The organism is Polaribacter ponticola, from assembly GCF_026191475.2.
GTDB lineage: Bacteria > Bacteroidota > Bacteroidia > Flavobacteriales > Flavobacteriaceae > Polaribacter > Polaribacter ponticola.
In genome coordinates this window covers 1,896,114-1,919,562 of sequence record NZ_JAOSLC020000003.1, presented here as the reverse complement: position 1 = coordinate 1,919,562, position 23,449 = coordinate 1,896,114, and the positions used below count along the sequence as shown (strand labels likewise).

The window sequence follows — 23,449 nt, the reverse complement described above, 5'->3', positions numbered from 1 at the left end:
TAGCGATTGTAATGACATCCTTTTTGAGGAACGAAAAAAGATATAATGTAAAGTGCAACTTTAGCCTGAATGTATTCAAGCTAAAGAAATATCCAAAATAAACTAAAATTTAAATATTCTTGTTAATTTATTATTGGTTGGGTATTTTCTGTGAGTTGTTATGTTGTTGAAAATCAATGCAATAAGTATTAAAATTAAACTACCTGATAAAACAGGTGAAATAATATAAAAGTAACCTAAAGCTTTAATTTTTTCTGTTCCAATAATAGCAATTAAGGCAGTTGCTCCTCCTGTAGGATGTAGTGTTTTTGTAATTTGCATAGCAATAATTGATATAGCTACTGCAAGTGGTGCATTAATCCAAATAATATCTGGCATAAATTTTAAAATACTAACACCAATAAAAGCAGAAATTAATTGCCCACCAATAAAATTTCTTGGTTGCGCTAATGGACTTTGTATTGCGCCAAAAATTAATACACTAGATGCCCCAAAAGAACCAATTAAAAAGATATTTTCGAATTTTGTAAAGTAAAAAGATTGGATAAAAGATATGATCCCGATTCCGAAAAAAGCACCAATAAAAGACCAGAATTGTTCCTTAAAATCAATTTGAGTTTCTTTGTAAATAATATATCTAGAAATTCTTGCTTGTCTTTTTAAACTCTTGCTTAAATTTTTCTTTTTTTCATTATAACCTTTCATCTTAGTTTTAAAGATTATAAGAATTAATTAGAATACTATTGAATGTTTTTTTTGTTATTGTAAAGTGGTAAAATTAAAAAAGCAAGTCCTCCAAAAACAATAATCATTGCAGTTTGGGCTGTCCACATAATCCAACCAAAAGCGGTTGCAGGTTCTGTAGGAATATCAAAAAGAGCTAATGCACCAGCAACAGCAATTGGGTATAAACCAATACCGCCATTTGTGGCTGCAATAGAAAATCCGCCAGCAATAAAACCGATTAAAATTCCACCAAAAGGAACATCTAAGCCTTCAATTGCAGGTATTGTTGCCCAAAACATAGCCACATACATTACCCAAATAAAAACGGTGTGAAAAATAAATGCCCATTTATTTTTCATTTTAAAGATGCTTGTTACACCTTCTATTAGACCAGCAACAAAGTTTTTTATTTTTAAAAGAATGCCGGATTCTGCTTTTTTTACAAAAGAGGTTAAAATATAAAAACCAATAATAACAACAGTTAACCCAATAATGATTTTTGTAGGATTAAAATTTTTGGTTAACAGATCGTAAATAAAATCGAATTGAACAAAAAGAGTAATTGCAATAATGCAAAGCATCATTATTAAATCTGCAATACGTTCTGCTACGATGGTTCCAAAGCCTTTTTCGAACGGAATTTTCTCATAATTAGCCATAACAGTAGCTCTAGAAATTTCTCCAGCTCTTGGTAAGGCTAGGTTTACTAAATAACCAACTAAAACAGCTAAAACACTATTTGTAAATTTAGGTTTAAAACCTAAAGGTTCTAGCATAAATTTCCATCTATAAGCTCTAGAAAGGTGACTTAAAATACCGAAGAAAAGCCCAAGAAAAATCCACGTATAATTTGCTTCTTTAAAGTATTTACCAAGAGTTTCTAAAGAAATACTAGATAGCGAATACCAAACTAAAAAACCTCCCAAAACGAGAGGTAGTATTACTTTTAAAATTTTTTTAATATTCAAACCTATGTAAGTGTATTATCTTTTTCGTTTGGAAAAACCAATGCTGGTTTAAATTTTTTAGCTTCTTCTAATTCTAAAAAACCATAAACGATTAAAATTAAAACATCGTTAACAGCAACTTTTCTTGCAGCTGCACCGTTTAATGTAATTTCTCCGCTTCCTCTTGGACCAGGAATTGCATAAGTTTCTAAACGTTCTCCATTATTGTTATTTACAATTTGAACACGTTCACCTTCAATAATGTTTGCTGCATCCATTAAATCTTCATCTATGGTTATGCTTCCTATATAATTTAAATCTGCACCTGTAACTTTTACTCGATGGATTTTTGATTTTACAACTTGTACTAACATATTACAAAAATAGTTTTTTTTGGTTAATGGTTTTTTAATGAAATGTTGTCTATCAATCGTATTTCTCCTGCAAATACTGCAATAAAAGCACGGTATTTTGTGTTAGATTCTTTGTTTTTTGCAGTTTTTAATGTTTTTTCATCAGCAATTGTAAAATACTCTAACTTTAAAGAAGGGTGTTTTTTAAATTGATTTTCTACCCATTCAGTTATATTAGTTGCATTTTCTGTGCCAAATTTTTTACGTGCTTTTTTAAGTGTTTTGTAGATAAAAGGTGCAGCTTTTCTGTGTACTTCCGTAAGTCTGGTATTTCTAGAACTCATTGCTAAACCATCTTCTTCTCTAAAAATAGCACAACCTTTAATTTTTACTTTTAATTGATGTTTTTTTACCATTTTTTTGATGATTTGCAATTGCTGAAAATCTTTTTCACCAAAATAGGCTTTGTTAGGAGCAACAATTTCGAACAAGGTTTTTACAATAGTACCAACTCCATCGAAATGACCATCTCTAAATTTCCCTTCCATCTGATGTTCTAAACCATCGAAATTAAATTTTTCTGATGAAATATTATTTTCATAAATTTCTTCTACAGAAGGAAAAAATAAAACATCACAAGACACACTTTCTAATAATTTAGTATCGTTTTTTAATGTTTTTGGGTATTTTACTAGATCTTCTTTGTTGTCGAACTGAGTAGGATTTACAAAAATACTAACCACAACCAAGTCGTTTTTTTCTTTGCTTTTTTAATTAAAGACAAATGACCTTGGTGCAGGGCGCCCATTGTTGGTACAAACCCAATTGTACTTTTTTCTTGCCTTTGTGCTTGTAAATAGGCTTTTAAATCGTTTTTTTCTTAAAAATATTCATCTTAAAACTATGTGAAATGTGTGCAAACTTACCATTTTAACACGATATTAGCATAATAATTTGTACTTTTGCCCATCTCATAAAAGAGTTTGATTTAATGAAGGATAAGAGAATTTTATTTGTATCGTCAGAAGTAGTTCCGTATTTACCAGAAACAGAACTTTCCTCAACAGCTTTCACATCGGCTAAAAACGCACATTCTAAAGGAGTTCAAACCCGAATATTTATGCCAAGGTATGGTGTAATAAATGAACGAAGACATCAATTACATGAAGTTATTCGTCTTTCTGGAATGAACTTGGTTGTAAATGACATAGATATGCCATTAATAATTAAAGTTGCTTCTATCCCTAAAGAAAGAATGCAGGTTTATTTTATTGATAACGAAGAATATTTTAAAAGGAAGGCAGTTTTTACTGATGAAGATGATGAATTATTTGAAGATAATGACGAAAGAGCTATCTTCTTTGCAAAGGGTGTTGTTGAAACGGTGAAAAAATTAAACTGGGCTCCAGACATTATTCATATTCATGGATGGATGGCCTCATTATTACCACTTTATTTAAAGGAGTTTTATAAAGAAGAACCATTATTTACAGAAAGTAAAATCGTAACTTCTTTATATAACGGTGGTTTTGACGGCGAATTAAGCTCAGGTTTAGCTGATAAAGTTAAATTTGATTTATCAAGCAATGATAAAATATCAACTATAGAAACACCAAACCATACTAATATTTTAAAAAGTGCAATTGAGAATTCTGATGCAATTATTCATGGAAGTGAATCGATTGATGAAGAATTAATTTCTTTAATTGAAGAAAAAGAAGTGCCAGTTTTAGAGTATCAAACGGAGAATTTAAAAGAATCATATTTAAATTTTTATACTGATTTATTATCAGAATAATTAATTGTTTTTTAAAGTGAAGAAAATTTTTAAAAAGAGTGTTTATATAGGGGTAGTTGTATCTCTATTTGCAGTAGTTATATCTTGTGAAAAAGATTTTACAGATATTGGATCAAATGTAATTAGTAATACTAAATTTAATACTAACGAATTAACAGTTGATATTACAGTAGAAAATAGTATTGTAGAAAGAGTTTTATCTGATAATATAAGTCAAGAACCTGGTCAATATTTATTAGGAGTTTATGCAAATTCTAATTATGAGAAGTTAGAAGCTTCAATTGTATCTCAATTATCTATAAGTACAGATTTAGAATTGGTTGATTCTGATACTATTACTAAGTATCAAACAAGTACTTCTAATATTGTTACTACAATTGATACAGTTTTTATTAAGTTACCATATCAAGCTACATTAACAGATATTACTTCTTCTGGTCCTACATATACTTTAGATTCTATTATTGGTGATAAAACCAAAGCTTTTAATATTAATGTTTACGAATCTGATACGTATTTAAGTTCACTAGACCCTTTAGATCCTTCTAAAAATAATAGTTATTATTCTAATTTTGATTTTCAGAAAAAGGGAACGGAATTAAATGATAAGATTAATTTTGAGTTTATACCAAGTGAAAACGATACTGTTATTTATGTAAAAAGAAGAACAAGTCATAATGTTCTTATAACTACAGACGAAGTTAAGTACGAAAACACATCTAATAGCTCTATTCCAATTCCTTTTGCTAGAATTCCTTTAAAAGAAGAAGTTTTTAAACAATTATTTTTAAATAAATATGCAGACTCAGAATTTGATTCTCAAGAAGAATTTAACGATTATTTTAGAGGGATTATAATTGAAGCAAGTGGTTCTGAAGGTTCGTTAGTCTCGTTTAATTTTATCAATAATACTGCAGATTTAAACCCTTCTATAGAAGTTTATTATACAAATACTGTATTAAATAATCAAACAGGTGATACAATTAAAACTTTTAGACAAAATAATTCTTTCCCTTTTTCTGGTGTTAGAGCTAATTCGTTTAAAATGGAAGAAAAGATGTATCCTGTTAATAATGAAGTTAAGATTCAAGGAACAGCAGGTAGTGAAGCTAAAATTGATCTTTTTGGTCCTGATGTAGATAATAATGGAATTGCAGATAAAATAGAAGAGTTAAGAGCTAGAAATTTATTAGTAAATGATGCTACATTAACTTTATATGTTAACCAATCTATAGATACTACTGTTGCACCTTTTAGATTATTTTTATACAAGAGTGATGAATCTAATGCTTTAAACCCACTTTTAACACAAATTAAAGACGCTACTAGTGAAGCTTCTTTTGGTGGTATTGATGGTTTTTTAGATAGAGATGCTAGTGGAAAAAAAGAAAAATATACTTTTAAAATAACAGATTATGTTTCTGATTTGTTAAGCGGTGAATCTAATTATTCTCCAGACTTAAAATTAAAAGTATTCAATTCAACTGATATGCCAACTGCCTCAACAGATACAATTTTTACTTATAAAAGTTGGAATCCTAAAGCGGTTACACTTTATAATCATTCTCTAGGGAATGGCGATAAAAAAGCTCAGTTAAAAATTACATTTTCCGAGAAAAAATAAGAACCTTAAATAAAAAAAGTTATGTGCGGAATTACTGGTTATATAGGTTTTAGAAAAGCATACCCAATAGTAATTAATGGTTTAAAAAGGCTAGAATACAGAGGGTATGATAGTTCTGGAATCATGATGTATGATGGAAAAGATATTCATTTATCTAAAACTAAAGGAAAAGTTTCTGATTTAGAAAAAATAACGAATTTAGAAAATAAAAGAAAACAAGGCTATATTGGTATGGGACATACTCGTTGGGCAACTCACGGAGTTCCAAATGATGTGAATTCTCATCCTCATTTTTCTCAATCTGAAAACTTAGTAATTGTTCATAACGGTATTATAGAAAACTATGATACTATAAAAAAAGAACTAGTTACTAGAGGTTATACTTTTAAAAGTGATACAGATACTGAGGTTTTAATAAATTTAATTCAAGAAGTAAAAAACAATGAAGGTTGTAAGTTAGGTAAGGCCGTACAATTAGCATTAACTAATGTTGTTGGAGCTTATGCTATTTCTGTTTTTGATAAAACCAATCCCGATGAAATTGTTGTTGCTCGTTTAGGTAGTCCAATTGCTATTGGAGTTGGAGAAGACAATACAGAGTTTTTTGTTGCATCTGATGCATCTCCTTTTGTTGAGTATACTAAAAATGCTATTTATTTAGAAGATGAAGAAATGGCAATTATACAAGTCGGAAAAGATGTTGAAGTTCGTAAAATTAACGATGATTCTATAGTAGACCCTATTGTTCATGAACTTCAAATGAGTTTAGAACAAATTGAAAAGGGAGGTTATGAACACTTTATGTTGAAAGAAATTCATGAACAGCCTAAAGCTATTACCGATACTTTTAGAGGAAGAATGTTGGCAGAAGAAAATATTATTAAGATGTCTAGTATAGAAGACAATCTTGATAAATTTTTAAATGCAGATAGAGTTATTATTGTTGCTTGTGGTACTTCTTGGCATGCAGGTTTAGTAGCTGAATATCTAATTGAAGATATGGCTAGAATACCTGTAGAAGTAGAATATGCATCAGAATTTAGATATAGGAATCCTATTATTACAGAAAAAGATGTGGTTATTGCTATTTCTCAATCAGGAGAAACAGCAGATACTTTAGCAGCAGTTAAGTTAGCAAAATCTAAAGGAGCTTTTGTTTATGGTGTTTGTAATGTAGTAGGTTCATCTATTGCTAGAGAAACGCATTCGGGAGCATATACGCATGCAGGACCAGAAATAGGAGTTGCTTCTACAAAGGCTTTTACAACCCAAATTACAGTTTTTACTTTACTAGCATTAAAATTAGGAAAGGCAAACAAATCATTATCTGATGTAGCTTTTGAAAACTATATTAAAAAGATGCAATTAATTCCTAAACAAATTGAAAAACTGTTAGAAATTGATGAACATGTAAAAAGCATAGCTGCTGTTTATAAAGACGCAACAAACTGCCTATATTTAGGTAGAGGATTTAATTTCCCTGTAGCTTTAGAAGGTGCTTTAAAGCTTAAGGAAATCTCTTATATTCATGCAGAAGGATATCCTGCGGCAGAAATGAAGCATGGTCCAATTGCTTTGATTGATGAAAATATGCCAATTTTTGTAATTGCTACTAATAAAGGACATTATGAAAAAGTAGTAAGTAATATTCAAGAAATTAAATCTAGAGCAGGTAAAATTATTGCGGTTGTAACAGAAGGAGATATACAGGTAAAAGAAATTGCAGATCATGTAATTGAAATTCCAGATACAGAAGAAGCATTAACTCCATTGTTAACGACTATTCCGTTTCAGTTATTATCTTATCATATTGCAGTTCTTTTAGATAGAAATGTAGATCAACCTAGAAATTTAGCAAAATCGGTTACTGTAGAATAACTTATTTTATTTAATATAATAAATTAAAATCCAGCTTTTTAAGCTGGATTTTTTTATTTACTAATTATACTTATCTTAGACATTAAATAACCCCTAGCTAATTTAATTATGAATTATAGCCAAATAGCAATCTTGTTTTTACAAGGAACTTTAGTTGCTTTTACAATTCTCTTATTATTTAAATTAAGAAAACAATTAGGAATTGGAACATTATTTGCTTGTTTAGGGCTTTTTCAGTTTGTTCAAGTGTTTTTATCAAGCACTGTATATGTTTCTATCACAGATAACTTTATAGTTTCACCAGGCTCATCAGTATTTTTTACTGCTTCACTTTTTGCCTTATTATTAATTTATATAAAGGAAGATGCAAGTGAAACAAAAAGAATAATCTATGCCTTGTTTATTATTAATGTTATAATGACAATTCTTTTAGAAACTTTTGGATGGAATTTTAAAGATGACTCTACTTATAACCCTCATAATTTATCAACAAAACTTTTTGATGTAAATGCTAGAGTAATATTTGTAGGCGCTTTAGCTTTACTATTAGACTCTTTGTTGTTAATTATAATTTTCGAGTTTATTTCAAGATATGTTAAATCTCTATTTTTAAGGATTTTATTAACAATGCTATTTGTAGTAAGTTTTGATACAATTTTATTCTCAACTTTAGCTTTTTGGGAATTTGAGAAATTTAGTTCAATTTTAAATTCGGGACTTATTTCAAAAGCTGTTTTTACCGTTTTTTATAGTTTATTATTTTATATTTATTTAAAGTATTTTGATTCAAAAGAACCATTTTCAAGTTTTTTAAAATTAAAAGATGTATTTCAAACACTTTCATATAAGCAAAAATTTAATAATGCTTCTCAAGAGATAAAAAAAGCTGAGGAAATGTATAAATTGCTTGCAGATAACTCTAATGATTTAATTTGTCTACATGAAAACGATAGTACTTTTAAATATATAAGCCCATCTATAAAAAACTTATTAGGATACGATCATTTAGAGCTTTTAGGAACCAAAGGTTTTAGTATTATTCATAAAGATGATATCAAATTTTTTAAAAAATCTATTGAAGAAAGAGTATTAAAAAAAGTAAAAAACGATGCTTTTTATTATAGAGCTATTCATAAACAAGGACATATTATTTGGTTAGAGTGCACATCGTCGTCTGTGTTTTTAGAAAATAAACTTAATTATATCATTACATCAGCAAGAGATATTTCTCAAAGAATAATGGCAAAAGAAAAGATTCAAATATCTTTAGATTTGTTAGAAAAGAGTGAGTATTCTAAAAATGAAGCTAGTAAAATGGCAAAAATTGGCTACTGGGAATTTGATAGTGTAAACAACATTGTTACTTGGTCTGAATATATATACCAAATTTTTGGATTAGACCCCAAAGATAATCCACTTGTAAGAGATAAATATGTTGCTCTTTTTGATGATAAATCTCAGGTAAAATTGGCAGAAGCTACAGAAAGTCTATCTAAAAAAGGGGTTGCTTATGATATTGAGTTGAAAACTATCAGTTTAAATAATAAGCAACTCTGGTTAAGAATTATTGCACAACCCATTTTTAGTTTACAAAATGAAATTATTGGTAGACGAGGTGTTATGCAAAATATAACAGAATCAAAGGAAGCGCAATTTAATATAGAGAACTCTAAACGAAAAGTTCAATCATCATTAGAACAATTAAAAAATAAAGAATATGCCCTAAGCGAATCTAGTAGAATTGCTAAAATTGGTCATTGGGAATATAATATAGCTTTAGAAAAGTTTTTTTGGTCAGATTATATTTATGAAATTTACGGATTAGCTATATTAGAAGAAATACCTTCAAGAGAAGAATTAGTAAGCTTGTATGATAAAGAATCTCAAAAAATACTAATAGAGTCTACTAATATGCTTTCTATTAATAGAATTCCTTATGATATTGAGTTAAAATTAATTAACTATAAGCAAAAAGAATTATGGGTAAGAATGGTTGTTCACCTTGTCTTTAATGATAAAGATGAAATTATAGGTAGAAGAGGTGTAGTACATAATATTACAGAATCTAAAAATGCGCAATTAGAGTTAGAACGTTCTAAAGAAAAAATTCAAACATCTTTAGAATTACTAACAAAGAAAGAGGCAGATTTGCATGAAGTAAGTAGTATGGCTAAAATTGGTTATTGGCATTATAACTTTGAAAAATCTAAAATTGTTTGGTCAGATTATCATCATGAAATTTTTGGAGTAGATCCTAAAGGAGGTATACCATCTAGAGAAAAACTTTTATCATATTTTGATTCAAAATCACAAAAAATGATTGAAGAAGCCAATCAAAAATTAAATGCTGAAGGAACATCTTATGATATTGAAGTAAGATTAATAAATGAGAAAAACAAAGAAGTTTGGGTTAGAAACATTGTTCAGCCAATGTATGATACACAAAATAAATTTATTGGAAGAAAAGGGCTTTTACAAGATATTACAGAGTTTAAATTTGCACAAATAGAACTAGAGAATTCTAAAAAAGAAATTCAATCTACCTTAAATTTACTAGAAAAAAGTGAGTATTCTAAGAATGAAGCAAGTAAAATAGCTAAAATAGGTTATTGGGAAGTTGATAAAATAAAAGATAAAATTATTTGGTCAGAAAACCTGCATAATATTGTAGGATCTAATCCTAAAAATGGAATACCAAAGATGGATGTATTAGAAAAACATTTAAGTAAAAAGTACTTTAAAATATTTAAAGAAGCTACAGAAAATTTGATGTTAAAAGGGAAACCCTATGATATTGAATTAAAATTAGTTAATTTAAAAGGAAATACAGTTTGGTTCCGAAACGTAGCTCAGCCAATTTATAACAAACAAAATGAAATTATTGGTAGAAGAGGTGTTTTACAAGATATAACTCAGCAAAAAAATTCTCAAATTGAATTAGAAACTTCTAAATTAAAAAGTCAAGAATCATTAGAGTTATTAGCAAAGAGAAAATTATCTATGGATGAAGCTAGTAAAATAGCAAGAATTGGTTATTGGGAGCACGATATCGTAAATGAATCTATAATTTGGTCTGATTTTATGCACGAAATTTTTGGTTCTAACCTTAAAGATGGTATTCCAGAACAGAGTAGTGTTATGAATAATTTTGATAACAAATCTAAAATTGAATTTGAGAGAGTAACACAAAATTTACTTACTAAGGGAGAATCTTATGATTTAGAATTAAAGTATAACAACCCTAAAAAAGGAGAAATTTGGATAAGAAATGTAGCTCAACCTATTTATAATAAGCAAAACGAAATTATTGGTAAAAGAGGAATTTTACAGGATATTACAGACTCTAAATTAGCTCAAGAAAAATTAGAAGCATCGAGTAAAAAAATTAGAGCAACCTTAGAATTATTAGAAAAAAGTGAATATTCTAAAAATGATGCAAGTAAATTAGCAAAAATCGGTTATTTAGAAGATGATATTAAAACAGAAAAGCGTGTTTGGTCTGAATCTCTTTATGATATTTTTGGTTTTGATTTTAAAAAAGGGATACCTTCTAGAGAAGAAATAGCTGTTCTTTTCGATAAAGAATCTCAAAATAAAATTGCAAAATCTACGATGACATTAGATTCTAAAGGTTTGCCTTTTGATATTGAGTTAAGAATGGTAAACTTAAGAAATGAAGAAGTTTGGTTAAGAGCATTTATACATCCAGTTTATAATAAAAACAAAGAAATTATTGGTAGGAGAGGTGTAATGCAAGATATTACAGAACAGAAATTTAAACAACAAGAATTAGACTCAAAAAGTAAAGAGCTTAACGAATTAAATAAGGCATTAAATGAAGAACAAAAGTTAAGTCATGTTGGAAGTTGGCATTGGAATATGAAAACAGATGAAGCAGAATGGTCTGATGAAATGTATAACATTTATGGGGTAACTAGAGAAAGTTTTTACCCTTCTAATGCAAATGTTTCTAAAACTGTGTTTCCAGAAGATTTACATAAAATTGAAGCAGGTATAAGTTCGTTGTTAATTGATAACATGTTTGTTCCTTTTGAGTTTAGAATGGTTAGGCCAAGTGGAGAAATTAGATATTTGCATATTGTAGCTCTCGAAAAAAACTCTAATGAGAGTGTTTTTGGAGTTACTAAAGATATTACAGATAGAAAAAGAATTGAAGAAGAACGTTTAATCGTAGAAGAAAACTATAGAAGAATATTTGAGACTTCTGCAGTTTCTATTTGGGATGAAGATTTTACTTTAGTCTTTAAGCAAATAAATGAGCTTAAAAAATTAGAGATACCTAACATTGTAAAACATTTAGAATTGTACCCTGAAGTATTGTTTTCATTACTTGAAAACTTAAAGGTTAATGGCGTTAATAAATCAACTTTAAAATTGTTTAAAGCAAAAAGTAATAAAGATTTTTTAAACAATATAACAAATACATTTACTGAAGGAACCACACAGGTATTTATAAAACTTATGGAATCTATTTGGAATAATGAAAAAATATTTACTTCAGAGGTAAATTACAAAACTCTTGAAGGTGATGAATTTGCGGCAATAGTTTCCATTCCAATTCCTCAAACAGAAATAGAACAAAAAACTGTACCAGTTAGTATTCAAAGTATTCAAAATATAAAAGAAGCGGAGTTAGAAAAGAATAAATCTTTAAAAAAACTTAATGAAGCACAAGAATTGGCACGAGTTGGTAGTTGGGTATTTAATATAGATACTCAAGAATCTGAATGGTCTAATGAAACTTTTAGAATTTGGGGAATAAATCCAGCGTCTGGAGTTCCAGACTTTGATTCTTTTGTAGAACGAATTCATATTAATGATAGAAAAATATTTTTAAATGCATCAAGTTTAGCAACGAGTAAAGGAATTTCTTATGACATCGAATTTAGGATTAACTGTTCTAATGGTGAACAAAAGTGGATAAGATCTATTTGTAAATCTGTTTACCGAGATAATGAAATATTGATTCATTTAACAGGTAGTAATCAGGATATTACAGAGCAAAAATTAAGACAAAAAGAGTTAGATACTCAAAATAAGAAACTTTTTGATTTAAATAATTCTTTAAATAATGCTCAAAAATTAGCAAAATTGGGTAGTTGGTTTTTTTATCCTTCAACAGAATTAGAAGAGTGGTCAGAAGAAATGTATGATATTTGGGGTTTCGATTCTAATAGTGGGTCTCCAGATTATAAAAATGCAATAAGTAGAATTCATCCAGAAGATGAGGAGTTATTTAATATTGTAGATAACAGAGCTATAAAAGAAGGTATACCTTATGATATTGAGTTCAGAATTAATTTACCAGATAATATTGAAAAGACTATAAGATCTATTTGTAAGCCAGTGTTAGGCGAAAATGGAGAAGTAATTTATTTGGCTGGGACAAATCAAGATATTACAGAAAAGAAATTAATAAAAAGAAAAATAGAAGAAGCAGAAGAAATGTATCGTCTTTTAACAGATAACTCTAATGATTTAATTTGTTTACAAGAACCAGATAGTACTTTTAAATATATAAGTCCATCAATTAAAAATTTATTAGGTTATGAACAATCAGAATTTTTAGGAAAAAAAGTATTTAGTATTGTACACGAAGAAGATATAGAAGCTTTAAAATATGCCATGGAAAACAAGGTGTTTGCTAAATTAAGTACTGAAGCATTTTCATTTAGAATTCGACATAAAAAAGGGCATTTTGTTTGGTTAGAATTTTTATCATCTCCAATTCTTAAGGATAATGAAGTTAGTTATTTTGTTACTTCTGCAAGAGATATTACACAATGGATACTTGCAAAACAAGAAATTCAAGAATATCAAACATCACTGCAAGAAATGACTACTGAAATGACCTTAATTGAAGAAAAGCAGAAAAAAGAAATAGCTTCAAACATTCATGATCATTTAAGTCAATCTTTAGTAATTTCTAAAATGAAAATTAATGAGTTAAAGAAAAAACCAGAATTAAAAGAAATTGATGAAGATTTAAAATTTATAGAAACACATATTTCTGAAGCTCTAGAGAATAGTAGAAAAATTACTTATGAATTATCTCCACCAGTATTATATCAATTAGGTATTATTGATGCTTTAAATTGGATGTTCGAAAATGTAGAAGCTACTCATAAAATAAAATGTAGTATTAATAGTAATGTAGATGATATTGATTTGAGTGAATTAAAATCTATATTATTATATAGATGTTTACAAGAGGTTGTAAAAAATGCTATTAAATATGCAAATGCAACTTTATTAACTTTAGATATTGATAAATCTAAATTTGGACTTAATATTATTCTTACTGATAATGGAAATGGATTTGATACTTCTAAACTAAACAATTATCATGGACACACTGGCTCTGGTTTTGGGTTGTTTACTGTACAAGAAAGAATTAAGAACATACAAGGAAGATTTGAAATAGCATCCGAAATAAAAAAAGGAACAACTGTTAATATTTTTATACCTTTATCTATATGAGCAATTTAATAGAAATTAAAATAGTGTTAGTTGATGATCATAAATTGCTTAGAGATGGTTTAAGAAATATAATTGAGCAAAGATCTAACATGCAAATTATTGGAGAGGCTTCAGACGGAAGAGAGGCTATAAAAGTAGCCTCAAAATTAGTACCGAATATAATTGTTATGGATGTTGCAATGCCAGGTTTAAACGGTATTGAAGCTGCAAAACAAATACATAAAATTGAACCAGATATAAAAATAATTGGCCTTTCTATGCATTCTGGTAAGCAATTTATTCAAGGAATGTTTAAAGCAGGTGCCTTTGGTTATTTGTTAAAAGATGGAGACTCCGATGAGTTATTAACGGCTATTTCTACTGTTATGGAAAATAAAAGATATCTATCTAAAGATATAAATCAAGATTATCTTAATCAACTTAAAAAAGGAGAATCTATAGAGAAAGCTCAATTGAGCTCTAGAGAAAAAGAAGTACTTCAATTAATTGCAGAAGGGAAATCTTCTAAAGAAATAGGAGAAGTGTTATTTTTAAGTCCGAAAACAATTGATGTTCATAGAAATAATATTATGAAAAAAATTGAATTACACACCATACCAGATTTAACTAAATATGCTATACAAAAAGGGTTAACTTCTTTAGATTTATAAAACACTTATTTAGTTAATAATAAAAAAAGATAAACACCGGGGGAAGAGTTTAGCTTTTTTTATTACTTAATAACTATTTTTAACTTTAAAATAAGAATTAATATTCCTTACACTCCAAATGTAGGTAAGAATACCAAGTCATTCAATAGGTAATTTTCTTATTTTTTATATTTAGGGTTTAAAGCCTTGTTTTTTTACGCTTCTAAATTTTATATAATTAGAATGATAAGCATATTGCTTATTTGATAGTAAATAAAATCAACATAAATTACAAACTCCTTAAATTAAGGTATTCTAATTTATTTTGAAAACAAAATTATATAACTTGTTAATAATAGAAGACAATTCTTTTATAGGAAAGAACCTTATTAACGCGTCTAAAAAGATTAATACTATTAATCGTATAAGTATAGCAACTAGTTTAAAAGAAGCAAACTTACTTTTAAATGATTCAGATTTTGATATTATAATTCTAGATTTAAAACTACCAGATGGTAATGGAATTAAGATTTTAAAAGAATTAAAAGAAAAAAATAAAAAAACAAAAGTTTTTGTTTTTTCTATAAGTAAAGAGCTTAAACAGTTGTGTTTAAAATATGGCGCTTTAGCTTTTTATGATAAATCTAAAGATTTTGATAAATTAATAGGAGCTATTAAAAAAGTAAAATAATTTATTATTTGTAAAGTGATAGAAAACAAAAAGCTAAACTATATTATTATAGTTTAGCTTTTTTATATAATACATTGGGGGACGTATTTAATTATATAATCTATAAGATTAGAATACAAATATATATAAGAACCAAAATTCTTACAATAGGTAATTTTCTTAATTTTTGAAAGCTAAAAACAAAAAAGCTAAACTATTGTATAGTTTAGCTTTATTAGATATTATTTTTATAGTATATAATTTGGGGGGATTTATATATAAAAAATAAATTTTATTATTGTTTACTTAAACAAGTGTTTTACAAAGATAGAGGATAACTAAAGTTCTTACAATAGGTAATTTACCTAGTTTTCATATTATTAAAGACAAGAACTTTTTTTGAAAAACAGAATTAAATTTTATCGTGAACTTTGGAGTGGTTTCCGTTATTCCAAAGTGTAAGAATATCTGTAGCTACAGAAGCTCCACTACCAGAAGCAATTGCAAATTGACTTCTGCAACCGGCTATAGTGCCACAACAGTACAAACCCTCTTTTATAAGATGATCATCATTTATTAATTGAATTCGATCTTTTGATGGATTGGCTTTTTTATGAGGAATTATAAATTTATCTAATCCATCAATAGTAAATGGTTTCGAATAATTTAAAGCGAGAATTACTATTTTAGAAAGGTATATTTTTTTAGAAGTTTTTATCGAGTAAACTCCATCTATATTTTTAATGGCTACTACTTTTTCATTCTCTATTTGAGATATATGAGTGTATATTTTAGACAAATGTTCTTTACCAGAACTTAAAATATTTTTGCCTAATGTTTTAGGTTTTAGGCCCAAAACATTGTTAAATAAAGCATTTTCTAAATGAGATGCTCTTTGGTGCATTATAATGCCAACTTTTTTATTCTTAGCAAAAGGTTTGTTTTTAGCAGAACCCAGAACAAGTGCACATTGCATTCCAGAAACACCACCACCAATTATTAATGCATCAAAAACCATTTTAAAGAAATAACATTTTTATATTCTGAGCAAAAAGTTTTACAGAGATCGCTAATAAAATAACTCCAAACACTTTACGAATAATTTGTATTCCTGTTGCCCCAATTAACCGTTCTATTTTAGAAGATGTTTTTAAAACAATATATAAGAATACAATATTTAAAACTACCGCAACAATTATATTTTCAATTGCAAATTCTGCTCTAAGAGACAATAGTGTTGTTAAACTACCAGGACCAGCAATTAAAGGGAATGCTAATGGAAATACAGTTGCAGTAATAGCAGCAGAGCCGCCATCATCTTTGTATAAGGTAATTCCTAAAATCATTTCTAGTGCTATAAAAAATAATATAAACGCACCTGCAACAGCAAACGAATTTACATCAATACCTATTAAAGTTAATAAACTCTGACCAACAAAAAGGAATACAATCATGATAAAACCAGCAATAATAGAGGCCTTTTCAGACTGGATATGTCCAACTTTTTTACGTAAATCAATAATAATTGGAATATTTCCAATTATATCTATAACTGCAAACAATACCATAAAAGCGGTTAAAATTTCTTTATAATCGAAGTTCATAATTAATTAATTTAATTTTCGACAAAATTAATCAACTAACTTTAGCAAATTGTAAAAAAAAGAAAAAAATAATCATATTTTTGCGAATATGTTTCAACTAGGAAAGACAATCGTTTCAGAAGATATTATTGAAAAAGATTTTGTGTGCAATTTATCTGCATGTAAAGGAGCATGCTGCGTAGATGGCGAAGCTGGTGCTCCTTTGGATGAAGCAGAAACTAAAATTTTAGAAAAAATTTACCCAAAAGTAAAGCCTTTTTTAAGAAAGGAAGGTATTGCTGTTATTGAAAAAGAAGGAACTTGGGTAACAAGTGAATGGGGAGAACTGGAAACTCCATTAATTAATGGGGCAGATTGTGCTTACGTAATTTTTGATGAAAAAAATACAGCGCTTTGTGCTATTGAAGAAGCTTATAATCAAGGAGAAATTGATTGGAAAAAACCAGTTTCATGTAATTTATATCCCGTTAGAGTTAAAGATTATAGCGAGTTTTCTGCTGTAAATTACCATAAATGGGAAATTTGTGATGATGCTTGTACTTTAGGAAAAGAACTACAAGTGCCTGTTTACAAGTTTGTAAAACAAGCATTGGTTAGAAAATTTGGACAGAATTGGTATGACGAACTAGAGAAAGTGGCAGAAAAGCACCTTAAACAATAGTTTTTATATTTCGTTTTCTAAATAAAATTATTCCGAGAAATATAATAATCGTTAAGATAACGGTAAAAATTATATATGTATAATAATTAGTTGTACTAACAATAGGTGAGTCGTTTCCATAAACAACAAAACCTGCCCAATAATAAGGCGCAGATAATTTACTATTTATATGTTCTTTTCTAAACTTTATTTTAGCGTTTTTTAAAGCTTCAGATTTTGTTAGTCCATCTTTTAAATTTTTATAAAAAAGAATCATAATTTTTTCTGTACTTGCATCTGGCACCTCCCATAAACTAGCAATTGTTGCTGGCACACCTGCAAAAGTAAAAGCTCTTTGAAAGGATTCTAAAGAACCATTTTTTTCAAGCCCAACTCCAGTATTGCAAGCACTTAAAATTGCTAAATCTGCTCCTAAACTTAAACCATATAATTCTTCTAAATATAGATGTTCTTCTTCGTTTTCTAAATTATTGCTAAATAATAAGCGACTAAATTCTGGGTAATCATTATTTACATCTGCGTGCATTGCTAAATGTAATAATTTGGCTTTACCAGCAGTTTCTATAAATTGTTTTTTAGATAAATTTTGTTGATTATATAATTTTGAAGGAAATAATTCACTTATTTTTTTGCTTCATTATTTGCACCTTCTAAAAAAGAAGCCTTACTTCTAACATTAGATAAAGGTGTTGTGTTTTTATAATTTGGAGCATAAATATGTACATCATTTAAAAATGAAGGTTTTTCTATTTCAGTATTTATAAACCCTAAACTAGAGGTGTATCTAATATTATACTTTTCGGTTAAAAGCGTATTTTTTTGGTTAAAATTTCAAAAGGGAGTTTGTATAATAGTCCATCAGGATTAATAATGATGTTGCTAATACGATCATCTAAATTAGGAATTAAGAACTCACCAAATTTAGATGCTAAATTAGTATTGTAGTTGTGTTTTTGTGTTTTTGTAATGAATCTCTGTAATTTTTCTTGATCGTTTATTGTCCATTTAAGGAGATTAACCTTAAAACTATTTTTAGATATTTGATAAACTGCAAGTTCATCATTCAATAAAATATATTTTAAAACAATATCTTTTGTGGTTAATGTTTGTTGTAATTCTTCTACAGAAAAATTAAAATTACTAAATAAATTTAACTGTGGAAATAGTTTTTTCTTGCTATTATCATGTCTTTCAATTAACCTATTAATAGAATCTTGTTTTCTAATTTGGCCATTTAATTTTGCAAAGGAAAGTAGAGAAGCCAATTCTAATTGTCGGTTTTTTAAGGAATCTAATTCAGGCAAAGAATTGGTATATCTGTTTTCATAAAATTTTTTCCATGCCAATTTATTTTTAAAAGCTTCGTACTTATTTAAAATCATTTTATTAGGATGATTTTCTTTAAAACCAGTTTTTTTTGATTTTAAAATCCCCTTTAATATTTTACGCAATTCATTATTTTGCTTTGGGTTAAAGTTTGTGTCTAAATAACTATTTTCAAATTGCTGTAAAGCCAAAAGATAGAGTTTGTTTACTTTTTTTTGTAGAACAGTGTCGTTTTTATAATAATACGTAAGTTCTTCACCAATTCTAATTAGTAACTTAGTGTGATTATAACTTTTACTTGAGGTAAAATTATCTAAATTTGAATGTAATGAATCTTTGCCTTTATGTATTTTTTCTATGGATTTATAAAAGTAAAGTAGGGCACTATCTTTTTGTTGCTTCTTCGCTTTAATCTGTGCTTTTTGTGCTAAAAAGAAAGGTAATCTTCCATCAGTTTCAGAAACACCTTTAAATAAAATAGACATAGTGCTATCTGCTTTTTTTAATTGATGTCCTCTTATAAAACCTTTAGCAAGATTGTATTTTATAGCCCAAGGAGTTCCTGTATAACCTTTTTTTCTACTAAATTATGGGCTTTAAATAAATATTTTAAACCTAATGAAACATCTTTTTGTATTGTTAAACTATCATGTTTATAAGATATAAACCAATCACCAACATGATTTAAAGCCGTACTATAATATATTCTTTCTTCTTTGTGAAAATCAGGCTGATTATGCATGTTTTCAAGTAATTTCATTGTATTTAATAGTGGTAAACTATCTTTAGAATCTTTGGATAATTTCCAAAGCATATATGTTTTTCTGTAATTTGCAATAACTCCAAGTCTATGATTATTACCATTAAGTTCCCAAGTATTGTTATCTATTTCAAGCTTATTTTTGGTGTAAACATTTTCTGCTAAACGCATATAATGTTCAGCTTTCTCGAAATTTCCATAATATACATGTTGCGTAGATAATAGAAGGTAAGCTCCCATTACATAACCAGGATTTGGGTTTTTTAATCCTTGAAGTAGTTTTAATGATTTGGTTATGTTTTTATAGCTTTTAAAGTTGGAACCATAATTATTTTCATAATACGCTTTTCTGTTATACAATGCTGCTTTTAAACTATCTCCTTCAGAAGATTTTGGGCAATTTGTTATTAATTTATTTAATGATGGTATAATCTCAAAATCTTTTTCAATATTTTGAGCGCCAATATGTTTGTATAATAAAAGTTTGGCTTTTAAAAGGCTGTCTTTGTTGGTTTTAACCTCTAGGTTTTTAAGGTTTTTTGTTGCCAATTTTAAAACATTGGCGTATTTTTTTTGACGATATAATTTTTTAATTTTTTTAAATCTGTATTTTTTGTTTGTGCAGATAGAGAAGAAAATCCAAATAAAAAGGAGATTAAAAACAAACAAAGAAACATTTTAAATCTAAAAATCATTTTATCTATGTTTAATTAATCTAACGATTTTAGCAAATCGTTTACTTTATTAATTTTATAAGACTTTAGTTGTTGTAATTTTTGTAGAAATAGTTTTGCATTATCAATATCTTCTAGTTTTATATAGGTTAATGCTAAATACCAAATGCTTTCTTGTTGCCATACTTTTTTGTTGTTTTTTACTATTGGAAGTAATAACTCTTTTGCATCTGTATAATTATCTAACATTAAATATGCATTTGCCTTATAAAAATTAATAGTTATCTTTTCTGTAGTATTTGCACTTGTTAACTGGTTAAACAAATCAATTGCTTTTTCATATTCACCAAGTTCATAATAAGCAAATGCTAGTGCTTTTGTAGTTAACTCTTTATTATTTCTAACAATTGGAACAACAACATTCTCATAAGGTGTAAAATTTTTGGCATACAACTCTTGATTAGAAACTACCTGATTATTAAAAATAAAATAACTAGACAAACCAATTATAGCAGCAATAGAAGCTGCAATTAACCAATTTGTTTTTTTAGGTTTTTCTATAGTTTTTTCAACAGAGTTTAGAAACATTTTTTGCTGTTTTCTTTCTGTTGCAGTAATTGCTTTTTTTAGATTTTTATCAAATTCTAAATCTTCCATTAGCTTTTTATATTAATATTTTCTTTTAGCTTTTTAATACATCTCGATTTATGACTTTTTACAACATTCTTATTGTTATAATTTAATTTTTTTGCAATCTCATCAATAGTAAAACCTCTATAATAAAAAAGGGTTAATACCTCTTTACATTTTTTACCAAGAGAAGTAAATCCTTTTTGCAATAAAACTTGAAACTCATTTGGTTCTTCATCAATAAAATCATCAGCAATTTTTTTATAATTATATGCTTCATTTTCTAAAGGAAAATTAGAAACAGTTTTATTGTTTTTTCTTGCTTTTTCAAAGAGCATATATTTACCAATTCCGAATAAATAAGTACTAATAGAACACTTTAAATTTTCTAATTTACCTTCAATTGCTTTTTCTTGTAATACAATTATAGCGTCTTGATACACATCAACAATATCATTATCAGAAAGGTTAAATTTTCTGGCAAAATTGATAAAAGAATCTCTGTTGTCTAAATATATTTTTTCGAGCGTCTTATTATCAGAACTTTTTAAGAGTAATATTAGTTGCTGTTTGTTCATTAATGATTTTAAAAAGGAGAAGTAAACAAAAAAATAAAAATAAATAAAAAATGTTAACCTTTCGCTTTTAAAATCATTAAAAGAAAATAGACTATAAAGATGATTTTAAAAACGAATTTCAAAACCCTTGCTACTTTCTTAATTATATCAGCTTTTGTTGTAACACCAACAAATGCACAATTCTGGAAAAAACTAAAAAAGAAAGTACAAAATAAGATAGAACAAAAGGTTGAAGAAAAGATAGATAAGGAAACAGATAAAGTTCTTGATAATACTTTAGAAGGCAAAAAAGAGGATAATAATTTAGAAGAAGTTACTAATAAAAAATCTTATGGATCTGCGTCTATAAATCATTCTGTAAAATATGGAAATGTTCAGATAGCGCAAGTTTATAAAACAAAAGTAACTAAAACTGGCAATGAGTTTCGATTAATAGGAAATTGGTTTACAGTAAGTGTAGATGTTTTTGATGGTTATATTCTCGATATAAAAAACATTACAAGTATTGAAGCACTTAACAAAAAAACATTTAAAATTCCTGAAGAAGCTAACTTAAAATTAAGTTACGATCCAATAAAACAAACTGAAAGAGAGAGTTCTGGTGAAGGACAAGATTATTATTTAGAATCTGGTTTTGCTACAGTAACTTTTAACAAAGACAAAAATGTTTCTATAAGTTTTAATGGAAGTGCAACGCTTTCAAAAGCTGTACGAAAACCAAATGAGATTGATGAATATGATTATATAAAAACGCCAGTAACTATAAGCGGAATGATAAATACTATATCACCAGAATATAGATTAACAAGAGCAGAAAAAAAGCAAGGAAATAGAAATCAAAATAATGATTTATCAGAAAATGATAAAAAAGAAATGCTAAATAAACTTTCTCCAACTGTAAATATTCCATCAACATTTAGTTTTAATAAAGGTATTGAAGTAAAAATGACAGATGAAAGAGGAGATCATCAAACAGTTGAGTTTTTAACTGGTAATTACCCAGATATTTATGGAATGTCTGTAGCTCCTAAAGAAATGCAAGGTCAAGAAATGTTGATTGTAAACACACCAAAAGCAATGACAATGTTTATGAATATGGGTGGAATGAAAATAAAAAAATCTACATCTATAGAACAAATGGGAGACCAATATAATATGGGTGATAAAATACCAGAAGAAGGCGATTTTGAATACAAAAAAACAGGAAACACAAAAACTATTATAGGTTATTTATGTGAAGAGGTTAAAGTAGATTATGAATATACAAATGATAAAGGAAGTGCTTCTTTTTGGGTTTCTAAAGATTTTCCTATTCAAAATAAAGCGTTACCAATGTTGGGTATGAAAATTAACAACCCTAATTTTTCTGGTTTTGTTTTAGAGATGAATACCATTCAAAATGGAAAGAAATTTACGATAGAAGTTACTAATATTTCTGATAAAAACGTGACTATCAATACAAGTAAATATAAAAATATGGGATTTTAATTTAAAAAGCTATGATAAAGAAAATAATACTATTTACTGTAACTATTGTTTTATTCACCAATTGTTTTAGTGATAAAAAAAGCGCAATTGGTACCAATTTTAATGATACTTCTTTTGTAAATAAAAAATTTACCAATAAAGTAAACTTCTCTAAAATAGAAGATGTATGTGGTTATATATCAGCAAAACATTTAGCAAAATTGTATAATGTTAATGAAGCAGATATTACAATTATAAAAGGAAATAGTGCAAATAAAAGATGTTCTTTTTATGTAAAATTATCAGATCAAAAATTTGATCATATTACGGGTTCTATTGGTGTTTATGAAGAAAAAGACAAACTAGTAGATGGGAGCACTTGGGTAGAAAGTTGGCAAATACGTAAAAATGTATCTAAAAGTGCAGAATGGATTCCAAATTTAGGGCAAGCAGCTTATTACAGAGGTTCTAAAAGAGAACTATTTGTAAAATTTAAAGACTATACAATGTCTATAACTGCACCAGGTTCTACATTTAATAAGATAGAAAAAGAGAAAAACAGAGATTATAAAAAAATTGCTTTGGCTTTGGCAAACAAAACACCAATACTAAAATAAAAAAAT

19 protein-coding genes and 1 pseudogene are annotated in these 23,449 nt (G+C 27.5%); 9 read left to right on the top strand and 11 right to left on the bottom strand.

The genetic code is table 11. The features are described from left to right. Window positions 1-102 precede the first annotated feature (102 nt). From N5A56_RS13820 to panC, 4 genes and pseudogenes are all read right to left on the bottom strand, one after another. Window positions 103-705 carry an HPP family protein gene (locus N5A56_RS13820; protein ID WP_265725974.1) on the bottom strand — a complete coding sequence of 201 codons (603 nt, stop codon included), beginning with the start codon at window positions 703-705 and terminating at the stop codon, window positions 103-105. A 35-nt stretch (window positions 706-740) separates the two neighbouring features. Beyond that, window positions 741-1,694 carry a lysylphosphatidylglycerol synthase transmembrane domain-containing protein gene (locus N5A56_RS13815; RefSeq protein WP_265725973.1) on the bottom strand — a complete coding sequence of 318 codons (954 nt, stop codon included), beginning with the start codon at window positions 1,692-1,694 and terminating at the stop codon, window positions 741-743. Window positions 1,695-1,696: 2 nt separating this feature from the next. Continuing rightward, the gene (gene panD / locus N5A56_RS13810; protein WP_265725972.1) at window positions 1,697-2,047 is read right to left on the bottom strand and encodes an aspartate 1-decarboxylase; all 351 of its coding nucleotides are present in this window, start codon (window positions 2,045-2,047) and stop codon (window positions 1,697-1,699) included. Window positions 2,048-2,070: 23 nt separating this feature from the next. Next, window positions 2,071-2,920, bottom strand: a pseudogene (gene panC, locus N5A56_RS13805) (pantoate--beta-alanine ligase). Between the two features lie 97 nt (window positions 2,921-3,017). On the opposite strand from panC, the gene N5A56_RS13800 reads away from it, so the two are divergent. The 6 genes from N5A56_RS13800 (at window position 3,018) to N5A56_RS13775 (ending at window position 15,147) form a co-directional block, all read left to right on the top strand. Then, window positions 3,018-3,824, top strand: a complete 807-nt coding sequence (locus N5A56_RS13800) for a glycogen/starch synthase (protein ID WP_265725971.1) — start codon at window positions 3,018-3,020, stop codon at window positions 3,822-3,824. A gap of 16 nt (window positions 3,825-3,840) precedes the next feature. Next, on the top strand, window positions 3,841-5,448 hold the full coding sequence (locus N5A56_RS13795; protein ID WP_265725970.1) for a DUF4270 domain-containing protein: 1,608 nt from the start codon (window positions 3,841-3,843) through the stop codon (window positions 5,446-5,448). A 21-nt stretch (window positions 5,449-5,469) separates the two neighbouring features. Continuing rightward, on the top strand, window positions 5,470-7,326 hold the full coding sequence (glmS, locus tag N5A56_RS13790) for a glutamine--fructose-6-phosphate transaminase (isomerizing) (RefSeq protein ID WP_265725969.1): 1,857 nt from the start codon (window positions 5,470-5,472) through the stop codon (window positions 7,324-7,326). Between the two features lie 108 nt (window positions 7,327-7,434). Further along, window positions 7,435-13,827 carry a PAS domain-containing protein gene (locus N5A56_RS13785; protein ID WP_265725968.1) on the top strand — a complete coding sequence of 2,131 codons (6,393 nt, stop codon included), beginning with the start codon at window positions 7,435-7,437 and terminating at the stop codon, window positions 13,825-13,827. Then, on the top strand, window positions 13,824-14,477 hold the full coding sequence (locus tag N5A56_RS13780) for a response regulator (protein ID WP_265725967.1): 654 nt from the start codon (window positions 13,824-13,826) through the stop codon (window positions 14,475-14,477). The genes N5A56_RS13785 and N5A56_RS13780 overlap by 4 nt, the downstream gene beginning before the upstream one ends. A 304-nt stretch (window positions 14,478-14,781) precedes the next feature. Further along, window positions 14,782-15,147: a response regulator gene (locus tag N5A56_RS13775; RefSeq protein WP_274270487.1), complete on the top strand. Its 366-nt coding sequence runs from the start codon at window positions 14,782-14,784 to the stop codon at window positions 15,145-15,147. Between the two features lie 391 nt (window positions 15,148-15,538). Here N5A56_RS13775 and N5A56_RS13770 read toward each other — a convergent pair whose 3' ends face one another. Beyond that, window positions 15,539-16,144: an NAD(P)/FAD-dependent oxidoreductase gene (locus tag N5A56_RS13770; protein WP_265725965.1), complete on the bottom strand. Its 606-nt coding sequence runs from the start codon at window positions 16,142-16,144 to the stop codon at window positions 15,539-15,541. 1 nt (window position 16,145) lies between these two features. Further along, the gene (locus N5A56_RS13765; protein ID WP_265725964.1) at window positions 16,146-16,730 is read right to left on the bottom strand and encodes a MarC family protein; all 585 of its coding nucleotides are present in this window, start codon (window positions 16,728-16,730) and stop codon (window positions 16,146-16,148) included. 88 nt (window positions 16,731-16,818) lie between these two features. On the opposite strand from N5A56_RS13765, the gene N5A56_RS13760 reads away from it, so the two are divergent. Beyond that, window positions 16,819-17,391, top strand: coding sequence for a DUF3109 family protein (locus N5A56_RS13760; protein WP_265725963.1), 573 nt, complete (start codon window positions 16,819-16,821; stop codon window positions 17,389-17,391). Here the strand turns inward: N5A56_RS13760 and N5A56_RS13755 are convergent. The 5 genes from N5A56_RS13755 to N5A56_RS13735 all read right to left on the bottom strand — a co-directional run bounded on the left by N5A56_RS13755 (window position 17,381) and on the right by N5A56_RS13735 (window position 21,359). Beyond that, window positions 17,381-18,016 (bottom strand): CHAT domain-containing protein, encoded by a 636-nt coding sequence (locus N5A56_RS13755; RefSeq protein ID WP_274270591.1) that lies wholly within the window; start codon window positions 18,014-18,016, stop codon window positions 17,381-17,383. The two genes, N5A56_RS13760 and N5A56_RS13755, sit on opposite strands and share 11 nt — an antisense overlap. Before the next feature lie 178 nt (window positions 18,017-18,194). Beyond that, a complete protein-coding gene (locus N5A56_RS13750) occupies window positions 18,195-19,202 on the bottom strand; it encodes a hypothetical protein (protein ID WP_274270486.1) in 1,008 nt (335 codons plus the stop codon). Window positions 19,203-19,261: 59 nt separating this feature from the next. Continuing rightward, complete coding sequence (locus tag N5A56_RS13745; RefSeq protein ID WP_274270485.1) at window positions 19,262-20,026, bottom strand: hypothetical protein; 765 nt, start codon at window positions 20,024-20,026, stop codon at window positions 19,262-19,264. A gap of 161 nt (window positions 20,027-20,187) precedes the next feature. Beyond that, the gene (locus N5A56_RS13740; RefSeq protein WP_265725961.1) at window positions 20,188-20,808 is read right to left on the bottom strand and encodes a tetratricopeptide repeat protein; all 621 of its coding nucleotides are present in this window, start codon (window positions 20,806-20,808) and stop codon (window positions 20,188-20,190) included. Further along, window positions 20,808-21,359 carry an RNA polymerase sigma factor gene (locus N5A56_RS13735; protein ID WP_265725960.1) on the bottom strand — a complete coding sequence of 184 codons (552 nt, stop codon included), beginning with the start codon at window positions 21,357-21,359 and terminating at the stop codon, window positions 20,808-20,810. Before N5A56_RS13735 ends, N5A56_RS13740 begins: the two co-directional genes overlap by 1 nt. 99 nt (window positions 21,360-21,458) lie before the next feature. Here N5A56_RS13735 and N5A56_RS13730 point away from each other — a divergent pair, with 99 nt between their 5' ends. Beyond that, a complete protein-coding gene (locus tag N5A56_RS13730; protein WP_265725959.1) occupies window positions 21,459-22,847 on the top strand; it encodes a hypothetical protein in 1,389 nt (462 codons plus the stop codon). 11 nt (window positions 22,848-22,858) lie between these two features. Next, on the top strand, window positions 22,859-23,443 hold the full coding sequence (locus N5A56_RS13725; protein ID WP_265725958.1) for a hypothetical protein: 585 nt from the start codon (window positions 22,859-22,861) through the stop codon (window positions 23,441-23,443). Window positions 23,444-23,449: the final 6 nt, after the last annotated feature.

What these genes read in the sequence shown, in the direction of transcription:
- N5A56_RS13820 (WP_265725974.1), bottom strand. Translation starts at nt 705, where the DNA reads ATGAAAGGTTATAATGAAAAAAAGAAAAATTTAAGCAAGAGTTTAAAA.
- N5A56_RS13750 (WP_274270486.1), bottom strand. Translation starts at nt 19,202, where the DNA reads ATGTCTATTTTATTTAAAGGTGTTTCTGAAACTGATGGAAGATTACCT.
- N5A56_RS13730 (WP_265725959.1), top strand. Translation starts at nt 21,459, where the DNA reads ATGATTTTAAAAACGAATTTCAAAACCCTTGCTACTTTCTTAATTATA.
- N5A56_RS13735 (WP_265725960.1), bottom strand. Translation starts at nt 21,359, where the DNA reads ATGAACAAACAGCAACTAATATTACTCTTAAAAAGTTCTGATAATAAG.
- N5A56_RS13800 (WP_265725971.1), top strand. Translation starts at nt 3,018, where the DNA reads ATGAAGGATAAGAGAATTTTATTTGTATCGTCAGAAGTAGTTCCGTAT.
- N5A56_RS13770 (WP_265725965.1), bottom strand. Translation starts at nt 16,144, where the DNA reads ATGGTTTTTGATGCATTAATAATTGGTGGTGGTGTTTCTGGAATGCAA.
- N5A56_RS13785 (WP_265725968.1), top strand. Translation starts at nt 7,435, where the DNA reads ATGAATTATAGCCAAATAGCAATCTTGTTTTTACAAGGAACTTTAGTT.
- glmS (WP_265725969.1), top strand. Translation starts at nt 5,470, where the DNA reads ATGTGCGGAATTACTGGTTATATAGGTTTTAGAAAAGCATACCCAATA.
- N5A56_RS13780 (WP_265725967.1), top strand. Translation starts at nt 13,824, where the DNA reads ATGAGCAATTTAATAGAAATTAAAATAGTGTTAGTTGATGATCATAAA.
- panD (WP_265725972.1), bottom strand. Translation starts at nt 2,047, where the DNA reads ATGTTAGTACAAGTTGTAAAATCAAAAATCCATCGAGTAAAAGTTACA.
- N5A56_RS13725 (WP_265725958.1), top strand. Translation starts at nt 22,859, where the DNA reads ATGATAAAGAAAATAATACTATTTACTGTAACTATTGTTTTATTCACC.
- N5A56_RS13760 (WP_265725963.1), top strand. Translation starts at nt 16,819, where the DNA reads ATGTTTCAACTAGGAAAGACAATCGTTTCAGAAGATATTATTGAAAAA.
- N5A56_RS13740 (WP_265725961.1), bottom strand. Translation starts at nt 20,808, where the DNA reads ATGGAAGATTTAGAATTTGATAAAAATCTAAAAAAAGCAATTACTGCA.
- N5A56_RS13765 (WP_265725964.1), bottom strand. Translation starts at nt 16,730, where the DNA reads ATGAACTTCGATTATAAAGAAATTTTAACCGCTTTTATGGTATTGTTT.